The organism is Crystallibacter degradans (genome assembly GCF_012952295.1).
In the GTDB taxonomy this organism is placed as follows: domain Bacteria; phylum Actinomycetota; class Actinomycetes; order Actinomycetales; family Micrococcaceae; genus Crystallibacter; species Crystallibacter degradans.
Window position 1 is genome coordinate 86,672 of record NZ_JABBCH010000003.1, and the last position, 19,960, is coordinate 106,631.

Here is a 19,960-nt window from a genome sequence, read left to right on the forward strand (position 1 = left end):
CCGATCCTACTGCCGCTCCGCGTCCTGCTTGCCGTGCCGCATCAATTTCCAGACGGCGAAGGCCAACAGAGCCAATGCGGCGAAGGCCAGCAGCAGGAACGTAAAGCCGCGCATAAACCACAGCAGCGCCAAAGCAATGCCCACCGCTCCCCACACGGTGAACAGTCTCCGCGACAGCACAACTCCCGCTACGAGCAGCCCGCCATGGCCCAGCAACGCCCAGATCTGTTTGCCGGCGTCGCTCAGAATGATCGTTCCGAAGCCGGACAGCGACAGCCCGCCGGCAGCGGCGGCCAGCACGATCGTCCCACGTTGATCCCGACCGCGGACGAACTCGTAGGCAGCAACCAGAGCGCCGGCAACAATCCACCATTGCAACGCCCAGAACGGATCGATCCAGCCGGCGGCAACTGCATAGAGCCGTTGCACAGCAAGGACGAACACAAAGAAGGCGCCCTCAGCCGCCGCCTCGCGTGCCCGCTCCGGCGTTTCGATCACAGCCAGAGCGGCCGCCACGATGATGGACAAGGATGCCGCAATAGCAGTAGGCCCGGGGAAGATGGCCAGCATTGACACCAGACCCAGCACACTAAGAGCCACACCGGTCAGGATGACCGCCCGCACCGGATCCGCATCTTCGCGTTCACGCAGCGTGAGCCGGAAGCCGTACAGCAGTACTGCCGTGAGCCATGCTGCGGCCAGCCATTGTGCGGGCCCACTGGCAAAGTCCAGCAGTGCCACTTCCTGCAGTCGCTGCATCAAGGCAAACGCGGCTGCCAGGACTGAAACGGCACCACCGGCGTAGAGCCAGGGCAGCTGCTCGCGGTGCGACAGTACGAAGAACAGCACCGCCGCCCCGAACAGGGCCACCGGCGTCATCCAAGCATCTTCCACCAGCGACAACGCCAATGCCTCCAACATGAAAACGGCCGTGGCGGCAAGGAGCAGATAGCGCAGCCGCTCCCCCCGCCTGAGCACGCGCAGAACTGCGGCAACGGCCCCGAACAGCAGCGCTGCCAGCGCGCCGCCGTCCGCCGACAGCAGGGCCGGCAGCCAGCCCGTCTCTGCCAGCGGCGCCGCGTCGGTGATCACGGCAGTAAGGGTAGCCAAGCCGTACACGCTGACGTACCCGCTGGGCCCGGCGCCCTGCTGCTGCCGTAACCGGGCAGCGGCTACGGCGATCAACAGGAGCAACTGCACTACGACGACGCCCCGCTGCGGCGCAGCAACTGCCGCGCTATAGACCCACGGCAGAACCACGAGCAGAACAAGGCCCAGCCACGCAGAGACTCTCTGCAGCCCGTACTCCCCCAGCCGCCCCCGGGCGAGCAGGCGCGCGGCCTCCTGGAGTGCCGTTGTGCAGGCGACAAGGACGAAAAGCACATGGATGCTGGCGTCCAGATCCTGCCCGATCAATGCCACCAGCCCGGTCAGCGACAGCTGGGCCGCGAGCAGATACACGCCTTTGCCTCCACGGTTCCGCAAGATGGCTACCATGGCCGCGGCGTAAACCAAGACGACGCCGACCAGGATCTCGTATCCCCGGACGCCGAGGAAAGATGTCCCCAGCAGCGCGCCGGCGGCCAGGATAACGGGAGCCAGCGGTTCCATCAGTCCGGCCGGGGCATCCAGCGTGGTCTCTGCCCGTTTGCCGAGGTTGGCGGGTTGGTGCCGGCTACGCGGCGTCAGCACGAAGGAAGACGCCACTCCGGCGGCAGTCCAGGCCCAGAACACCAGGTACCCCAGGTGGACGCCGCCGTCTTGAACACCCGGGTCTGCAGGGAGTTCCGCGGCTATGAGCCCGCATGTGGTCGCGAAGCCCAGTACTGCGGAGACGAGCACAGTCAGCCGGGGTGCCGCACTGCCGACCCCGCGGTCCAGCAGCACGGTGCTGGCGACCTGGTTCACCACCAATCCCAGAGCCAGGACAAGCAGCGCCGTGCGTCCGGCCAGGTCCTGTTCCATGCCGAGTTGCGGCAGATGGGTCAGGGCCGTGGTCGGCAATAGCAGCGTCGCCGCGCCGCGCGCCGCGGAAACGACCCAAAGGCGCTCCTGCCCGGCCGACGCGCGGATGCGGGCCAGCAAATAGACCAGGGCCAGTCCCAGTAGCAGTTCCTGCCGCCATGGATTACTCCACTCCAGCAGGACCGCGGCTGATAGGGCCGGCAGCGCTATCAGCGACTCCGCCCAGCCACGGAATTTCCAAGCGATGGTGAAGGCGGAAGCGGCAAGGACCAGCAGTATGAGCACCGGCTCCGGCCCGGGTCTGCCTGTTGCGCCGATGCCATCGAGGACCTGGAGCAAGGTCAGCAATGCCTGCAGGGCGAAGACCGTTCCCAGATCAATACGGAAGATCGATGCGGCCAGTCCGGCACCGTCCGCCGTCCGGTGCCGGACCCACGGACGGTCCTTGAGGAACCGAAGCCAGACCGGGGCGAACACCGCCAACGCCGCCGCCTGAACCGCCAGCACTGCGGCCACGGTGAACAACGCCCAGGGCCAGTTGCCGCCGGCCGCCACAACCAGATACATGGCGGCCAAAGACACCGCGATGCGGAGCCCATAGATATTGGCTAGTTTGTCCTGCGCTCCGCCTGTGAACAGCATGGCGCCGTAGTAGCCGACAGCCATGGCGAGCAGCAGCGCGTAGTCGCCCGCCTGCAACTGGTCCCCCACGAAGAACGCGGCCAGCACGGCCAGGGGTGTGAGGTAACGGTGCACCGCTACCAGGGCCGCGCCATACACGCCGGGCACCCACCGGGGGCGGAAGTAGGAGACGAGGCTGAACGTGGCCGCCAAGGCAATGGAAAAGGTGAAGTACCAGACCAATGCACCGCCCAGCACGGCCACGGCCGACCAGGCGATGGAGATAAAGAACGGCAAGCTCAGGTATGCCACCACCCGGCTTTGCATCCGCACGGCGGCGTAGGCGTAGGCTGCCGTGCCGACGAGTGCCGTTATCAACCAGCTACCGGCGGCGTCGGCGAGGACGAAATTATACAGCGCCAGGCCGGCCACGGGCAGCAGTGCCAGTCCGGTGCCGGTGAAGGCAATGCCGGCCGGACGCAGCCGTGGTGCTCGCGTATAAACCGCCAAGCCGGCAGCGTAAAACAGCAGAGTTACGGCAAATATCGTCACCGCCCGGGCACTGGCAGGCAGGGCGGAACCGATGAACAGCGCCGCCGCGGCCACGAGCAGCAGGCTCGCCGAGTAGAGGGTGATGTTGATATTGCGCAGGTCCCGCCGCTGCTTGGCCCGTACCCGCTCTCGTTCCTCTTCTTCACGATGACGCGCGGCCACTGCAGGATCGAGGACGGGAGCCGCCTGCTCCGAAACGTTCGGAACGGGGTGTTGCCCTGGCACGGGATGGTAGCCGGGCAGAGGCTGTTCCGGGTGAAGGCCGGGCTGATGCCCAGCCAGAGGCCCCTGCGGCAAGTCCTGCGAAGGCGGCCCGAAGGCGGGGTTTGGCTGCGCCGTTGTGGTCTGCGGTGCAGGTTCCAGTTGCGTAGCAACCGGGGGTTCCGGAGCCTGTCCTGCGGATTCCGTTTGAACACCGCCCGCGGGCACCATGGCCGCCTGTGCATCCAGGTACCCCTGGTGGTAGCCCTCCTCGTAAACCTGGGCCGGCGGAGGCAACTTGGCCGCCCAGGTTCCCTGGACTTCATTGGCACCGGCGCGGCGGAGGCTGATGAACCATCCCGCAATAAACGCCACGCCGGCCAGCAGGATGACCGCGAATAGCTCCATATCCCCCGGACCTCTTCATTATTGAGACTGTTCTGCTCAGTATATGAGCCATCTGGCGGGGCACCACACCGGATTCCGGGGCTGTGGATAAGCCGGAGCTTGTCCACGATCCCGGTCCTATCGAGCAGCCTGTGGCGTGCTGAAAATTGTCGCTAATCGGCAGGTTCATCGCGCCCGCGGAAGACTATTCTGTAGATGTCCGCACGCCGATTGCACGAAGGGAGTTGGACGCAGTGCTCAGCACTACCAAAATGACAGCGGTCCTGCCCGTGAAGGATCTGGACCGCGCACGCGATTTCTATGAGAAGTCGCTTGGTCTCGACCCTCAGGGCCTCATGGACGACGACACGTTCATTTTCTCCACCGACGGAGCCACTGCACTCGAACTGCTGCGCCGGCCGGATGCCACTCCGTCGCAGAACACGGCCGTCAGTTTCGAGGTAGCGGATCTGGAAGCCGAGATGAAGGATCTCGAGGGCCGGGGCATCAGGTTCGAAGACTACGACCTGCCGGGTCTGAAGACCATCGACCACATCGCGACCAGCGACAACCTCCGTTGCGCATGGTTTGCCGACCCGGAAGGGAACGTTCTCTGCCTCCACCAACCCGTCTGAGAGGAGTTCAGCCAGTACGACCGTCCCGGGCCGGTATCGGCCGGAGCCAGCCAACGGGAGTTAAGACAGAAAACCCCCGCTGTAAACAGCGGGGGTTTTCCTGATCTCAAACCGGTGCAACTGCACCGGTACGATTACCCAGGAACCAAGTAATTACTTGATGATCTTGGTAACGCGACCTGATCCAACGGTGCGGCCACCCTCACGGATAGCGAAGCCGAGGCCCTCTTCCATAGCGATCGGCTGGATGAGCTCAACGGTCATCTCAGTGTTGTCGCCGGGCATAACCATTTCCGTGCCTTCCGGCAGGGTGATAACGCCGGTTACGTCCGTGGTACGGAAGTAGAACTGCGGGCGGTAGTTCGAGTAGAACGGGTTGTGGCGTCCGCCTTCATCCTTGGACAGGATGTAGACGTTGGCCTCGAAGTCGGTGTGCGGGGTGATGGAACCCGGCTTCACAACAACCTGGCCACGCTCTACGTCTTCGCGCTTGATGCCGCGGAGCAGCAGACCACAGTTCTCGCCGGCCCATGCCTCGTCGAGCTGCTTGTGGAACATCTCGATACCGGTAACCGTGGTCTTCTGGACCGGACGGATACCGACGATCTCGACCTCGGAGTTGATGGCGAGGGTACCACGCTCGGCGCGGCCGGTAACAACGGTACCGCGGCCGGTGATGGTGAAGACGTCCTCGATCGGCATCAGGAACGGCTTGTCCTTGTCGCGGACCGGGTCCGGAACGTTTTCGTCAACGGCTTCCATCAGGTCCTCAACGGACTTGACCCACTGCGGGTCGCCTTCCAGAGCCTTCAGGCCCGAAACGCGGATGACCGGAGCGTTGTCGCCGTCGAAGTCCTGCGAGCTGAGCAGTTCGCGAACTTCCATTTCGACGAGGTCGAGGAGCTCTTCGTCTTCAACCATGTCGGACTTGTTCAGCGCGACCAGCAGGTAGGGAACACCAACCTGGCGGGCCAGCAGAACGTGCTCGCGGGTCTGAGCCATCGGACCATCGGTAGCGGCAACCACGAGGATTGCGCCGTCCATCTGAGCTGCACCAGTGATCATGTTCTTGATGTAGTCAGCGTGACCGGGGGCGTCTACGTGTGCGTAGTGGCGCTTCTCGGTCTGGTATTCGATGTGCGAGATATTGATGGTGATACCGCGCTGGCGCTCTTCCGGGGCAGAGTCGATAGCTGCGAAGTCACGCTGCTCGTTGAGATCGGGGTACTTGTCAGCAAGCACCTTGGAAATAGCAGCGGTCAACGTGGTCTTACCGTGGTCAACGTGACCGATGGTGCCGATGTTGACGTGCGGCTTAGTCCGCTCGAACTTTGCCTTCGCCACGGGTTCCTCCTAGAACGTTTTGAGAAGAATTGCTCTTCGGTAACGCTTTTCGTTACCGAAACCTGAACAAGTCTACTTCGGGCTTTTGTATTTGGTGAAATTACAGATTTCTTCAGGTACCGGCAACTTGCCGTTACCCTCGGCCTGCGGTGCAGTGGGCCGTCCACCGGAGTGACCGGCCCACTGCCTTTGGTGTTGTCCCGGCGAACCGGGACGCTACCGAAATTTACTCGCCGCGCGTCTTCTGGATGATCTCGTCGGCAACTGCCTTCGGGACCTCAGAGTAGCTGTCGAACTGCATCGAGTACACAGCACGACCCTGCGTCTTGGAACGCAGGTCGCCGATGTAACCGAACATCTCGGACAGCGGCACGTTGGCGCGGACAACCTTTACGCCCGAGGCATCTTCCATGGACTGGATCATGCCGCGGCGGGAGTTCAGGTCACCGATGACGTCACCCATGTATTCCTCAGGGGTACGTACTTCAACGGCCATCAGCGGTTCGAGCAGGACCGGGTTGGCGCGCTTGACGCCTTCCTTCAGCACCTGGGAACCGGCGATCTTGAACGCCATTTCCGAAGAGTCGACGTCGTGGTAGGCGCCGTCAAGCAGAGTGGCCTTCACGCCGACCAGCGGGTAGCCGGCCAGCACACCGAGCTGCAGGGCACTCTGGATACCTTGGTCCACCGAGGGAATGTACTCGCGGGGGATACGGCCACCAGTGACCTTGTTCTCGAATTCGTAGAAGACGCCTTCGGAAGTGTCCAGCGGCTCGAAGGCCACCTGGACCTTTGCGAACTGGCCGGATCCACCCGTCTGCTTCTTGTGGGTGAAGTCGACCTTGTCGACAGCCTTCTTGATCGTTTCGCGGTACGCCACCTGCGGCTTACCGACGTTGGCCTCGACCTTGAATTCGCGGCGCATGCGGTCCACCAGGATGTCCAGGTGGAGCTCGCCCATGCCGCCGATTTCGGTCTGGCCGGTATCTTCGTTCAGGCTGACGGTGAACGTCGGGTCCTCAGCGGAGAGTTTCTGGATAGCTGTGGACAGCTTCTCCTGGTCGCCCTTGGTCTTCGGCTCGATGGCCACGAAGATCACCGGCTCCGGGAAGGACATCGATTCGAGGACGATCGGGGCATCGGGTGCACACAGGGTGTCGCCGGTGGTGGTGTCCTTGAGGCCGATGACGGCGTAAATGTGGCCGGCATGCAGCTCGTCGACCGGCATCTCCTTGTTGGCGTGCATCTGGAACAGCTTGCCCAGACGCTCCTTCTTGCCCTTGGTGGAGTTCAGCAGCTGCTGACCCGCCACGGCCTTACCGGAGTAAACGCGGATGAAGTTCAGCTGACCGAAGAACGGGTGCGCGGCAATCTTGAACGCAAGCGCGGAGAACGGCTCGTCCTCGCTCGGCTTGCGCGTCAGTTCCTTTTCCTCGTTCTGCGGGTCGTGGCCGATCATCGACGCAACGTCCAGCGGGGAAGGCAGGTAATCGATGACGGCGTCCAGCATCGGCTGCACACCGCGGTTCTTGAACGCGGAGCCACAGAAGACCGGGTAGATCTCCGAGTTGACAACCATCTTGCGGATGCCGGCCTTGAGCTCCTCGATCGAGGGCTCTTCACCTTCGAGGAACTTGGTCATCAGTTCGTCGGAAGATTCTGCAACAGCCTCGACCAGCAGGGCGCGGTATTCCTCGGCCTTGGCCTGCAGGTCCGCCGGGATATCGCCGGTCTCGTAGGCGGCACCCATGGTGACGTCACCCTTGGAGTCGCCGGGCCAGGTCAGGGCCTTCATGGTCAGCAGGTCCACAACACCGACGAACTCGCTCTCGGCACCGATCGGCAGCTGCATAACCAGCGGCTTGGCACCCAGGCGGTTGATGATGGTGTCGACGGTGAAGTAGAAGTCCGCACCGAGCTTGTCCATCTTGTTGACGAAGCAGATACGCGGCACTTCGTACTTATCGGCCTGGCGCCACACGGTCTCGGACTGCGGCTCGACGCCTTCCTTGCCGTCGAAGACTGCAACGGCACCGTCGAGGACCCGCAGGGAGCGCTCGACCTCAACCGTAAAGTCCACGTGGCCCGGGGTGTCGATGATGTTGATCTGGTTGTTGTCCCAGAAGCAGGTCACCGCGGCAGAGGTGATGGTGATGCCGCGTTCCTTTTCCTGTTCCATCCAGTCGGTCGTCGAAGCGCCGTCGTGCGTTTCGCCGATCTTGTGGCTGACACCCGTGTAGAACAGGATGCGCTCAGTAGTGGTGGTCTTGCCGGCATCGATGTGGGCCATGATGCCGATATTGCGGACCTTATTAAGGTCGGTAAGCACGTCGAGTGCCACAGTTTCTCCCTTTTTAGGTGAGCCCCAACCAACGACGGCGGTGGGCAGCTGAGCGATCCAGCCGCCGTCGTCGGTAAAGGTTTTTTACCAGCGGTAGTGGGCGAAGGCCTTGTTGGACTCGGCCATCTTGTGGGTGTCTTCGCGACGCTTCACAGCGGCACCGAGACCGTTCGAGGCGTCCAGAATCTCGTTCATGAGACGCTCGGTCATGGTCTTCTCGCGGCGGGCCTTGGAGTAGCCAACCAGCCAGCGCAGGGCCAGAGCCGTGGCACGGCCCGGCTTGACCTCAACGGGAACCTGGTACGTGGCGCCACCGACGCGGCGGGAGCGGACCTCGAGGGTAGGCCGGACGTTGTCCATGGCCTTCTTCAGAGCGGCAACGGGATCGCCGCCGGTCTTGGTCTGGACACCTTCAAGGGCACCGTAAACGATGCGCTCCGCGGTGGACTTCTTGCCGTCGACCAGAACCTTGTTGATCAGCTGGGTGACCATGGGGGAACCGTGGACGGGATCTACAACTAGCGGCCGCTTGGGGGCCGGACCCTTGCGGGGCATATTACTTCTTCTCCATCTTCGCGCCGTAGCGGCTACGAGCCTGCTTGCGGTTCTTCACGCCCTGGGTGTCAAGTGCACCACGGACGATCTTGTAGCGGACACCCGGCAGGTCCTTAACACGGCCGCCGCGAACGAGCACGATGGAGTGTTCCTGCAGGTTGTGGCCTACACCGGGGATGTAGGCGGTAACTTCGATGCCACCGTTGAGGCGGACACGGGCTACCTTACGAAGAGCGGAGTTCGGCTTCTTCGGGGTGGTGGTGTAAACGCGGGTGCAGACGCCGCGCTTCATGGGGCTGCCCTTAAGCGCGGGCGCCTTGGTCTTATTGACCTTGGGTGAGCGGCCCTTGCGGACCAGCTGCTGAATCGTAGGCACTTTCGTGATCTCCGTTTTTCTAGGCTTTGCCCCGCCACTGTTGCGAGGCCAGGCACTTTCCAGTCGTCTCCACGCCTACTGCGGAATGAAACGACCGTAGGCATGCAAAGGTGTGGCATTCACCGCGCAAGAACCCCGCGGACCGGAAACAGGCTCCATCCCCAAATTCCCAACCTGCGGAAACTTCGGAACGGCCTTCATCCACTGCCACACAAAACAATCGGGTAATAGTCTATCAGAGATTAGGGAAGCGGCTGACCGCAGGCTCACTGCGCCTCTTCCATGGCTGCCAGCAGCTCCTGCTCAAGCCGCGGCGCCAGCGTCTTCATGTAGGTTCTGGTGATGTGGTTCTTGTCCGCGTAGAGCAGCACGTTGCCGATCACGGCCGGGCAGGAATCCTCCCCGCAGAAGGCGTCCGAGAGGTCCAGCACCCGGGCCCGGGGCGCCAGTTCCGCGGCTTCCCGTGTGAGGTCCTGGTCGTCGAACCCTTCGCTGCGCGGCTGGCCGCACTCCTGCGGATCCTCATAGGACTGCGAGACGCAGTCCGGGACTATGGCCCCTTCGCGCGGCCGGGGCGTATCCATCAGGGGATAGACCTCGATCCTGGCGTCGGCCAGCGCGTTCCAGTTCTCGGCAAAGCCGGCAGCTCCCGGGCGGTGTTCCGTACCGGAAGCCACGAAGTTCACGTTGGCGTAGTAGGAGGTCACGACGGTGTCCACGTCTCCCCTGTCGATGATCCGGTCCAGGGTTCCGCGGTTCGGCTCGGTGCACTGCAGGTCCTCGTCCCGTTCGGCCACCCGCATTTCCGTGGTGAAGGGGCACGAGTTGTGCAGGTATGTCACCAGCCGCCAGTCCTGCTTCTTGGCAACCGGCTCCAGCGCGGCAAACCATTGCGCGGCGTGCGAGTCCCCGACCAATGCCACGGTCTTCTCCGCGTCCTCGTCCCCGAATTCGCACTCCTTCGTGTCGGGGTCCGATGCCAGCGAAGCGCAGTCGCCGACGTCGAAATTATCTTCCTTCGCCACCGTAGGGTCCGGCACGATCACATCGGACTCAGCGGCGAACGCGCGGTCCGCTGCCGGTGACATTGCCTCTGCTCCGAAGTCCTTCGGAGGTGCGGCCAGCAGGGCCGAGGTCTGGACCGCGCGCTCCGCCAGGATCCGCTGCTGCTGGTTGCCCGGGACGAAGGCCATCGTGCCCACCAGCGCGGTGGCGGCAGCTCCCGCGGCCAGCGGGCGCCAAGCCTGGGCATTCAGCCAACCGAACCGGCGCACAGGGCTCTCCACGTAGTAGTAACTCAACGCGGCCAGGCCGTAGGACACCGCCAGCAGCATCAGGCTGGCCACCGGCCCGGGCTCGCGGCCGGCCACCGTCTTGTAGAAGACGATCAGCGGCCAGTGCCACAGGTAGAGGGAGTAGGAGATGTTGCCGGTCCACTGCACGGGCTTCAGGTCGACCAGCCGGTGCAGCGACAGCTCGCCGCAGGTGCGGCCGGCGGCAATGATCGCCATTGTGCCCAGGACCGGGAGCAGCGCGGCGGTGCCGGGGAAGGGCGTCGAACCGTCCAGCAGGAAGGCCGCTGCCAGGATCGCGGCCAGGCCCGCGGCCGCCAGGAGGCTGCGCAGGTGGGGCAAGCGGTCCGTGTAGGTCAGGGTGAGTGCCAGCAGCCCGCCCAGCCCGAGTTCCCAGATCCGGGTGGGCGTAATGAAGTAGGCAGCCGGGCTGCCGCCTGCGGTGTACCAGATCCCGAAAACCAGCGAGGCCGCGGTGACCAGCGCGAAGAGCAGGCCCGCGCAGCGGGTGACCGAGTAACTTGCCCGGCGCAACTGCCCGCCGGACTGCAGCCGCGCATTGGACTTGCGGACCAGGTAGGCCGCCAGCAGGACCAGCAGCGGCCAGAACACATAGAACTGTTCCTCCACAGCCAGGGACCAGAAGTGCTGCAGGGCGGTGGCGGACTCCGTGGCAGCAAGGTAGTCCACCGAATTGGTGGCTAAGGCCCAGTTCTGCACATAGAACGTCGAGGCCAGCGCCTGGATACCGATCTGCGGCCACTGCGTCATCGGAGCGATCATCAGCGTGACCACCAGGACAACGACGACGGTGAGCAGCGCCGCGGGCAGGATGCGCCGGATGCGTGCGGCCCAGAAGTGGCGCAGCGAGATGGTGCCGGTTTTTGCCACCTCGCGCAGCATGTGTCCGGTGATCAGGAAGCCGGAAATCACGAAGAAAACGTCGACGCCGACAAACCCGCCGGGCAGCCACCGCGGCTCAAGGTGATAGGCCACCACCATGAGCACCGCCAGAGCCCGCAGGGCCTGGATTTCGGGCAGGAACTTGCGTACTTTTCCTTCCGTCTGTTTGGTCTCCATGGGTGCTAAGTCAGTCATGCCCAGATAAACAGACGGTGCATTCGACATGAACGCGGCATATTTCCGCTTAGGTTTTACTCCGCCTTGGCGGCCGCGAGCTCCTCCCCCAGCCGGTCGACCAGGGTCAGCATGTAGGTCCGGGTGACGTGGTTAAAGTCCCGGTAGAGCATGACGTTGCCGATCACCATCGGGCAGGAATCCGCGCCGCAGAACTTGTCCGAGAGGTCGACCACCCGGGCCCGCGGCGCCAGGGCGGCCGCCTCGCGGGTGATGTCCTTGCCGTCGAAGCCCTCGTCCCGCGGCTGGCTGCAGCGCTCGGGCTCGCCATAGTGCAGGTCCACGCAGTCCCGCGGGTCCGCTCCGGGCCGCGGTGCCGGCGTGTCGACGATCGGATAGACATCGACGCCGGCATCGGCCAGCGTGTTCCAGTACCCGGCCATGCCTGCAACTCCGGGACGATGGCCGGTGTCCGTGTCCTCGAAGACCGACGAAGAGAAGTAGGACGTGATGACCGCGTCCACATCGCCCCGGTCGACCAGCCGCTCCAGGGTCCGCATGTTGGGTTCGGTGCAGACGGATTTGCCCTCGGCCTCAAGCACCCGCCGCTCCGGCGTGAAGGGGCACGAGTTGTGGATGTAGGTGACCAGGTTCCAGCCACGCTCCTTGGCCAGGACGTCCAGTGCGGGCGCCCACTGCCCCGCGTGGGAGTCCCCCACCAGCGCAACGGTGGGTCCGCCGTCGTTCTTGCGGTAGTCGAATTCGCATTCCGGCGTCTCGGCGTCGCGCTGCTGCGCCACGCAGTCGCCGAAGTCGAATTCGTCCTCCACGGCCTTGTTCGGATCCGGCACGATGGCTTCGTTCGCGCCGGCGAAGCTCTTGTCGGCACTGGCATCCATCGCCTTCGCCCCGAATTGCGACGGCGGGGCGTCCAGCAACTGCTGCGTCTGCACGGCGCGCTCGGCCACCAGCTGCTCGCGCTGCTGCCCCGGGGCCAGTGCCAGCGTCCCGATCAGCCCCATCGCCACAATCCCCGCGCCGATGGGACGCCACGGGTGCGCCGACAGCCAGCCGGCTTTGCGGACCGGAGTCTCGATGAAGTAGTAGCTTGCCGCCGCCAGTCCCAGCGAGGCCGCCAGCAGGAGCAGGCTCTCCCACGGTCCCGGCGGCCGGTCCGCGAGCGTGCGGTAGTACACCACCAGCGGCCAGTGCCAGAGATAGAGGGAGTAGGAGACGTTCCCCAGCCACTGCACGGGCCTGCGGTCGACGACGGTGTGCAGCGACGCGGTGCCGGTGGTGCGGCCGGCGGCGATGACGGCCATGGTCCCGAGCACGGGCAGCAGCGCGGCGGCGCCGGGGAAGGGCGTGGTGCCGCTGAAGACCAAGGCAGCGGTGAGGATGGCGGCGGCTCCGGCCAGCGCCAGGACCTTGCGGGTGCGCAGCCAGCGGTCTGTGTAGGTCAAGGTCGCGGCGAGCACGCCGCCGAGGGCGAGCTCCCAGATCCGGGTGGGGGTGATGAAGTACGCGGCCGGATTGCCGGTGGCCGTAAACCACATGTTGAAGACCAGCGACGCCGCCGCCACCGCGGCGAAGACCGGCACCACGGCAGGCAGTTGCTGCCCGCGTTTGACCCGCCAGCGCCGGCCGAGTGCCACGGCGAGGAGCATCAGCAGCGGCCAGAACAGGTAGAACTGTTCCTCCACAGCCAGCGACCAGAAGTGCTGCAGCGGTGTGGCGCTGTTGCCGGCCGCCATGTAGTCGGTGGAGTCGGCGGCGAGCAACCAGTTCTGCGTGTAGAACGTGGAGGCCAGCGCCTGCGAGCCTATCCTGCCCCACTGGGTTGCAGGGCTCAGCAGGAAGGTGGCCAGGCAGACCGCGGCAATGGTCACCAGGGCTGCGGGCAGGATGCGCCGGGCCCGCGCGGCCCAGAACGCGGACAACGAGAGCTTGCCCGTCCGCTGGACTTCGCGCAGCATGTGCCCGGTGATCAGGAAACCGGAGATGACAAAGAAGACATCGACCCCGACAAACCCGCCGGGCAGCCAGCCGGGCTGCAGGTGGTAAATCACCACGAGGAGTACGGCGAGGGCGCGCAGGGCCTGCACTTCGGGCAGGAATTTGCGCCGCTGCGGCTTGGCAGCGGGCTGCTGTCCCCCGGTTTCGGCGGCTTGTCTGGTCAGTTCAGGCATAGACAGCCAATATAACAAAAAGATAACAGGCAGCAGCCGGGCGCGGTCCGGATCGTCCGCGGAATGGCCGTGGATTCCGCCGCGGGCAGAAAACCGCCGCGAAGCTGGCGGCAGAAAACTAGTGCTGGGCTACTAGTGCTGGGCTCGCAGGGCGTCGGTGATCTTGGCGGAGACAGCCTGGAGCTTGGGCAGCGCCTCGACGACAGCCTGGTCCAGGTCCGTGCCGTCGGCCAGCGAGGCTTGCATGGACATGTTCAGCGCGGCCACCACCGTGCCGTCCGGCTGCAGGATCGGGACGGCCACGGAACGCAGGCCGTTTTCGAGCTCCTGGTCCACCAGCGCCCAGCCCTGCCCGCGGACGTTGTCCAGTTCGGTGCGGAGCCGCGCGGGATCGCTGATGGTCCGCGGGGTGAGCGGTTTGAGTTCCGCATGGGACAGGTATTCGTCCAGCTGGTCGGCCGGCAGCCCGGCGAGCAGCACCCGCCCCATCGACGTGGCGTAGGCCGGGAACCGCGTGCCCACCGTGATGCCCACCGTCATGATCCGCCGGGTGTGGATGCGTGCGATGTAGACGATGTCGTCGCCGTCGAGAATTGAGGCCGAGGTAGATTCGTGCAGTTCCTCGGAGAGCTCTTCGAGCAGTGGCTGCACCAATTGGGGAAGGGACTGCCCGGACAAGTAGGAGTATCCGAGCTGTAGCACCAGGGCCGTCAGTTCGAACACCCGGCCGTCCGTCCGCACGTACCCCAGATCAACCAGGGTGTGCAGGAAACGGCGGGCGGTGGCGCGGGTCAGTCCCGTTCGTTTGGAGACCTCACTGAGGGTCATGCTGATGTGATCGGCGTCGAAAGCACGGATCACGGCAAGGCCACGGGCGAGCGACTGGACGAACTGGTCGCCCGGCAGTTTGGTCTCGGTCATCATTCCCTACTGCGCAGTACGCAGGTCAGTTGCGGTTATTCGGCCGGAAGCAGCTTCACTTCCATCTTGGCCTGCAGTTCCTCGATGGTGGTTCCGAAGGTTTCGCGCACGCGGACGCCGTCCTTCGTAATCAGGAATACAGCCTCATTAGTGTATATGCGGGTCACGCAGTTCACGCCCGTCACCGGGTAGGTGCATTCCGGCACCAGCTTGGACTGGCCGTCCTTGGTGAACAGGGACATCATCACGTAGACGTCCTTGGCACCGGTGGCCAGGTCCATGGCCCCGCCCACGGCCGGGATGGCGTCCGGGGCGCCGGTGTGCCAGTTGGCCAGGTCGCCGGTGGCGGAGACCTGGAAGGCTCCGAGCACGCAGACATCCAGGTGGCCGCCGCGCATGATGGCGAACGAGTCCGCGTGGTGGAAGTAGGACGCCCCGGGCAGTTCCGTGACCGGAATCTTGCCCGCGTTGATCAGATCTTCGTCGATCTCGTCGCCCTGGGCTACCGGGCCCATGCCCAGCATGCCGTTCTCGGTGTGCAGGGTGATGCCCTGCTCCGGGGTCAGGTAGTTCGAGACCAGCGTCGGCTGGCCGATGCCCAGGTTCACGAAGGATCCCGGTTTGATGTCCTTGGCTACAAGTTGGGCCAGCTCGTCGCGGCCGATTTTCTCGCTCACTTGCTTACCTTCTGTTCTGCCGCGGCGGTTGCGGGCGCCGCAATCTTGACGACGGTGTCCACGTAGATGCCCGGGGTGACGACCACCTCGGGATCCAGCTGCCCGGTTTCCACAATCTCGGAAACCTGCACGATGGACTTCTTGGCGGCGGCGGCCATGATGGGGCCGAAGTTGCGGGCGGTCTTGCGGTAGACCAGGTTGCCGGTCTTGTCCGACTTCAGGGCCTTGATCAGCGCGAAGTCCGCGTGGATCGGGGTCTCGTAGACGTAGCCCCGGCCGTCGATCTCGCGGGTTTCCTTGCCCTCGGCCAGCATGGTGCCGTAGCCAGTGGGGGTGAAGAAGCCGCCGATGCCGGCTCCGGCGGCGCGGATGCGCTCGGCCAGGTTGCCCTGCGGCACCAGTTCCAGCTCGATCTCGCCGGCCCGGTACGCGGTGTCGAAGTGCCAGGAATCGGACTGCCGCGGGAAGGAGCAGATGATCTTCTTGACCCGGCGCTCCTTGATCAGCAGCGCCAGACCGGCGTCGGCCTGGCCCGCGTTGTTGTTGACAACGGTCAGGTCCGTGGCGCCGCATTCGAGCAGCGCGTCGATCAGCTCCATGGGCTGGCCGGCGTTGCCGAAGCCGCCGATCAGCACGGTGGCGCCGTCATGAACGCCCGCCACCGCTTCCTGGGCTGTTTGTGCAATGTTGAGCATGCTCAAGCCTCTCCTAATTACTTACTTGGCGTTGACGTTTTCAAGCACGACGGCGAGGCCCTGGCCCACGCCGATGCAGATTGCGGCCACGCCCCAGCGCTGGCCGCTGGCTTGCAGCCGGCGGGCCAGGGTGCCGAGAATGCGGATGCCGGAGGCGCCCAGCGGGTGGCCGATGGCCACGGCGCCGCCCCAGGCGTTGACGACCGCCGGGTCGATGTCCCAGGCGTCGATGCAGGCCAGCGACTGCGCGGCGAAAGCTTCATTGAGTTCGACGGCGGCAACGTCGCCCCAGCTGATGCCGGCCCGTTTGAGGGCCTGGTTGGCGGCCTCGACCGGCGCGAACCCGAAGAACTGCGGTTCCAGGGCGGCGGCGCCGCGGCCGGCGATGCGGGCCAGCGGTTCCATGCCGAGCACCTCGGCGCCGGCCTCGCTGCCCAGCAGTGCCGCGGAGGCGCCGTCGTTAAGCGGTGACGCGTTGCCGGCGGTGACGGTGCCGCCCTCGGGGCCGTCACCGGCCGGGCGGAACACGGTCTTCAGCCCGGCCAGGACGTCCGGCGTGCTGGTGGGGCGGATGCTCTCGTCCCGGGTGAGGTCCGTGCCGGGGACGGGAACCACGAGGTTCTCGTACTTGCCCTCGTTCCAGGCGGCATCGGCCAGCCTGTGCGAGCTGTAAGCGAATTCGTCCTGGCGTTCGCGGCTGATGCCGTGCCGTTCACGCAACTGCTCGGTGGCCTCGCCCAGCGAGACGGTCCATTCCTTGGGCATGTTCTTGTTCACCAGGCGCCAGCCGAGCGTGGTGGACGCCAGCGTCATATCGCCGGCCGGGTAGGGCTTGGCGGTTTTCGGCAGCACCCAGGGGGCGCGGCTCATGGACTCGACGCCGCCGATCAGCGTGACGTCGGCTTCACCGGCGTTGATCTGGCGGGAGGCGATGATGGCTGCGTCCAGGCTGGAGCCGCAGAGGCGGTTCACGGTAGTGCCCGGGATGGAGGTGGGCAGGCCTGCCAGCAGGGTGGCCATGCGGGCCACATTGCGGTTTTCCTCGCCGGCACCGTTGGCGTTGCCGAAGATGACTTCGTCGATGCGCTCCGGGTCCAGACCCGGCGCCCGCGATACGGAGGCCTTGACTACCTCGGCGGCCAGATCGTCAGGCCTGACGCCTGCCAAACCACCGCCGAATTTGCCGAAAGGGGTACGGATAGCGTCATAGAGGTACGCCTGGTTCACTACGGGCTCCTTAGACCGCCGCCCTTCGCTCGGGCGCGGATTCAGTCCCGGCCCGGCCGCGCAGCCTTGCTCAGGTTGTGCGGCCGGGCCGGATGAGGTGCTGAAAAGTTCTCGCCTCTGTCCGCAGGCTGAACACCGAGACTAGGTGTTCGCTTTACGAACAGATGTACGTGATATGAACTATAGCTACTTCGCCTGATCCTCGTCAAGGGTGGCGAACACGCCCTGGGCCACCTTGAAGGCGACATTGGCGGCGGGAACACCGCAGTAAATGGCGGACTGGAGGATGACTTCCTTGATCTCGTCCCGCGTCATGCCGTTGGTGAGTGCGGCCCGCACATGCATGGCCAGCTCCTCCCAGTAACCGTTGGCGATCATCGCGGTCAGCGTGATGGCGCTGCGCGTGGTCCGCGGCAGCCCCTCACGGGTCCAGATGGTCCCCCACGCGTAACGCGTGATCAGTTCCTGGAACTCCTGGGTGAATTCGTCGATCGAGCTGTTGGCCCGGTCCACGTGCGCATCGCCGAGCACTTCGCGGCGTACCTTCATGCCGCCGTCGTACACGTCCTGCTGGGTCTGGGCCGGATCGAATATCGGGGTTGTCTCGCTCACCGGTGGTGCTCCTTGTTGGCTTGATGGTGGTGGTTCTCTTCAGGTGGCTTGCGTTGGGTGGCTTGGTGTTGGCTGCTAGCCGGCGAGGAAGAATTCGCGCAGCAGCTTGGCCGTCTCCTCGGGCGCCTCCAGCGGTGCCTGGTGTGCTGCCGAATCGACGACGGCGGCACGGCCGTTGCGTACGCCGGCCGCCGTTGCTTCGGCGAAGGGCGGCGGGCAGACCTCGTCCTGGCCGCCGGCAATCGCCAGCACCGGGGTGGAGATTCCGCCCAGCTGCTCGCGCACGTCGAAACCGGCCAGCGCTTCGCAGCAGTGCGCGTAGGCAAAGCGGTCCGCGTCCTGCAGGGTGTGCAGCAGGCGGGTGGTGGCCTCCGCGTTCTTCTCGATGAAGCCCGGGGCGAACCAGCGCTGCGCCGACCCGGTCACCATGGTGGGCGTGCCGGAAGCCCGGACGGTCTCCGCGCGGTCCAGCCAGGACTGCGGCTCGCCGATCTTGGCTGCCGAGCAGATGACGCCGATGCCGGCGAAGAACTCGGGGTAGTCCAGGCCCAGCTGCAGCCCCAGGGCGCCGCCCAGCGAGACGCCGGCGTAATAGACCTTCTGGTCCGCGGCGATGTCACCGGCCGCGCGCAGCTTCTCCACCGCATTGACGACGCCGGAGGCGAGCTCGGCCACGGTGAAGGTTTCGGTTGAAGCTGGGCTGGCACCGTGGCCGGGCAAGTCCACGCCGACTACCTGGAAGTCATCCAGGAACGGCACGGCGTCGATCCACAGGGCCTTGGTCCCTGTGCCGAGGCCGGCGCCGGCGATCAGGACCGGCTTGCCGCGGCCCTCGGACAGCAGGGTGGGGGTGATCTGGGGAATACTCATGCTTGGCTCCAATCTGAAAAATGTTCAATGATCCGGGTGATCAGTTCGTCGCTTTGGCCCAGGTAGCCGGCCGGGTCCAGCAGCGCCTGCAGGTCCGCCTCGGACAGCTTGTGCTGCGGCACGGCACCGCGCAGCAGCTGCGTGAACGGTGTCCCGCCGGAGAGGGACTCGTTGACCAGTGCCTGCACCTTGGGCTTGCCGGATCCGGCCGCACCGTCGTCCAGCAGCGGGGCGACGGTGGCCATGATCTTCTCGCTCACGACCAGCGGACCGGTGATGGCCAGGTTCTCCTGCATCCGGTCCGCGTGCACCACCAGGCCGTCCGTGAGTTCGGCCAGTTTGGCCGCCGCTCCCCCGGCCAGCCGCAGCAGCTGGCGCAGGGCCTGCCACTCCACATGCCAGGAACCGTCCGGCCGCTCGTCGATGGCCCCGGCCGCGGCGGCCTGGACCTGGGCCAGGTGGCCCGGGGCGGCCAGGGCGGCGCTGCGGATCAGGACGGAAAGCACCGGGTTCTGTTTCTGCGGCATGGCCGAGGAGACTCCGCGCCCCTCCGCCCGGGGTTCGGACAGTTCGCCGAATTCGGGGCGGCTGAGGAGCAGCACGTCATTGGCCACCTTGCCCGCGGCGGCGAGCACGTCGGCCAGGGCCGCGGCCAGAGCGGTGACCGGCAGCCGGTTGGTCTGCCACGGCGCCACCGGGTCGGCCAGCCCCAGGCGTCCGGCGAGCTGCGCGGCCAAAGCCAGCGCCCCGCCGTCGTTATTTGCGGTTTTGTTTTGGGGGCCCTTGGCGGCCATGGCCGTCAGTGCTGCCATGGTTCCGGCGGCGCCGCCCCACTGCAGCGGCAGCCTGCCGGCCACCTCGGACAGCTGCACACCGGCCTGGCCGACACCTGAAAGCCAGTTCGCGGCCTTGAGCCCGAAGGTGCTCGGCAGCGAGTGCTGGGTCAGCGTACGCGCCACCGTGACGGTGCCGCGGTGCGTATCGGCGAGCCGCGCCAGCGCCGAAGCGGTGGTCTTGAGGTCCGCGAGAATGACCTCGAGGGTACGGCTGGCCATCAGCAGCAGGGCGCTGTCCAGGATGTCCTGGCTGGTGGCGCCCTTGTGGATGGCCGCCGCGGCCGCGGGTGAGGCCTCCTTCACGCGGGCGCGCAGGTCGCCGAGCAACGGAATAACCGGGTTGCCGCCGCCCTGCGCACGTTCGGCCACGGACGCCGCATCGTACTGCTCGGCGGCGGAGGCCGCTTCGACCGCGGGGACGAGGCCGGCGTCGATATAGCCCGCATCCGCGAGGACGCGGACCCACTCGAGTTCGACGTCGAGCATGGCCTGGATGAACTGGTAATCGCTGGTTAAACGGGATGCTGCTGTCCCGGCCGAAGCCGGGGACAGCAGCCCGAAATCAGCGTTGTCCGCTGGATTCATCT

At 65.4% G+C, this 19,960-nt stretch carries 15 protein-coding genes; 1 reads left to right on the forward strand and 14 read right to left on the reverse strand.

Translation table 11 applies throughout. The annotated features are described in order from the left end of the window. Positions 1–6: 6 nt before the first annotated feature. Positions 7–3,747: a hypothetical protein gene (locus tag HGO92_RS07080; protein ID WP_169993244.1), complete on the reverse strand. Its 3,741-nt coding sequence runs from the start codon at positions 3,745–3,747 to the stop codon at positions 7–9. A gap of 233 nt (positions 3,748–3,980) precedes the next feature. On the opposite strand from HGO92_RS07080, the gene HGO92_RS07085 reads away from it, so the two are divergent. Next, positions 3,981–4,361 carry a VOC family protein gene (locus tag HGO92_RS07085; RefSeq protein ID WP_169993246.1) on the forward strand — a complete coding sequence of 127 codons (381 nt, stop codon included), beginning with the start codon at positions 3,981–3,983 and terminating at the stop codon, positions 4,359–4,361. Between the two features lie 153 nt (positions 4,362–4,514). Here HGO92_RS07085 and tuf read toward each other — a convergent pair whose 3' ends face one another. The 13 genes from tuf to HGO92_RS07150 all read right to left on the reverse strand — a co-directional run bounded on the left by tuf (position 4,515) and on the right by HGO92_RS07150 (position 19,958). Next, the gene (tuf, locus tag HGO92_RS07090; protein ID WP_169993248.1) at positions 4,515–5,705 is read right to left on the reverse strand and encodes an elongation factor Tu; all 1,191 of its coding nucleotides are present in this window, start codon (positions 5,703–5,705) and stop codon (positions 4,515–4,517) included. A 226-nt stretch (positions 5,706–5,931) separates the two neighbouring features. Next, on the reverse strand, positions 5,932–8,046 hold the full coding sequence (gene fusA / locus HGO92_RS07095) for an elongation factor G (RefSeq protein ID WP_169993250.1): 2,115 nt from the start codon (positions 8,044–8,046) through the stop codon (positions 5,932–5,934). Between the two features lie 84 nt (positions 8,047–8,130). After that, on the reverse strand, positions 8,131–8,601 hold the full coding sequence (gene rpsG, locus HGO92_RS07100; protein WP_074701280.1) for a 30S ribosomal protein S7: 471 nt from the start codon (positions 8,599–8,601) through the stop codon (positions 8,131–8,133). 1 nt (position 8,602) lies between these two features. Then, positions 8,603–8,977, reverse strand: coding sequence for a 30S ribosomal protein S12 (rpsL, locus tag HGO92_RS07105; protein WP_169993251.1), 375 nt, complete (start codon positions 8,975–8,977; stop codon positions 8,603–8,605). 266 nt (positions 8,978–9,243) lie between these two features. Further along, positions 9,244–11,367 (reverse strand): acyltransferase family protein, encoded by a 2,124-nt coding sequence (locus HGO92_RS07110; RefSeq protein WP_240974480.1) that lies wholly within the window; start codon positions 11,365–11,367, stop codon positions 9,244–9,246. 56 nt (positions 11,368–11,423) lie between these two features. Further along, the gene (locus HGO92_RS07115; RefSeq protein ID WP_169993253.1) at positions 11,424–13,535 is read right to left on the reverse strand and encodes an acyltransferase family protein; all 2,112 of its coding nucleotides are present in this window, start codon (positions 13,533–13,535) and stop codon (positions 11,424–11,426) included. A 132-nt stretch (positions 13,536–13,667) separates the two neighbouring features. Beyond that, entirely contained in the window at positions 13,668–14,456 is a 789-nt protein-coding gene (locus tag HGO92_RS07120; RefSeq protein WP_169993255.1) for an IclR family transcriptional regulator domain-containing protein, read from the reverse strand. 35 nt (positions 14,457–14,491) lie between these two features. After that, positions 14,492–15,133 carry a 3-oxoacid CoA-transferase subunit B gene (locus HGO92_RS07125; RefSeq protein ID WP_169993257.1) on the reverse strand — a complete coding sequence of 214 codons (642 nt, stop codon included), beginning with the start codon at positions 15,131–15,133 and terminating at the stop codon, positions 14,492–14,494. Further along, positions 15,130–15,828, reverse strand: a complete 699-nt coding sequence (locus tag HGO92_RS07130) for a 3-oxoacid CoA-transferase subunit A (RefSeq protein WP_169993259.1) — start codon at positions 15,826–15,828, stop codon at positions 15,130–15,132. Before HGO92_RS07130 ends, HGO92_RS07125 begins: the two co-directional genes overlap by 4 nt. Before the next feature lie 21 nt (positions 15,829–15,849). Further along, on the reverse strand, positions 15,850–17,055 hold the full coding sequence (locus tag HGO92_RS07135) for an acetyl-CoA C-acyltransferase (protein WP_169993261.1): 1,206 nt from the start codon (positions 17,053–17,055) through the stop codon (positions 15,850–15,852). A gap of 186 nt (positions 17,056–17,241) precedes the next feature. Beyond that, positions 17,242–17,667: a 4-carboxymuconolactone decarboxylase gene (gene pcaC, locus HGO92_RS07140; RefSeq protein WP_169993262.1), complete on the reverse strand. Its 426-nt coding sequence runs from the start codon at positions 17,665–17,667 to the stop codon at positions 17,242–17,244. A gap of 75 nt (positions 17,668–17,742) precedes the next feature. Next, complete coding sequence (locus HGO92_RS07145) at positions 17,743–18,537, reverse strand: alpha/beta fold hydrolase (protein WP_169993264.1); 795 nt, start codon at positions 18,535–18,537, stop codon at positions 17,743–17,745. Continuing rightward, positions 18,534–19,958: a lyase family protein gene (locus HGO92_RS07150; protein WP_169993265.1), complete on the reverse strand. Its 1,425-nt coding sequence runs from the start codon at positions 19,956–19,958 to the stop codon at positions 18,534–18,536. The genes HGO92_RS07145 and HGO92_RS07150 overlap by 4 nt, the downstream gene beginning before the upstream one ends. Positions 19,959–19,960 lie beyond the last annotated feature (2 nt).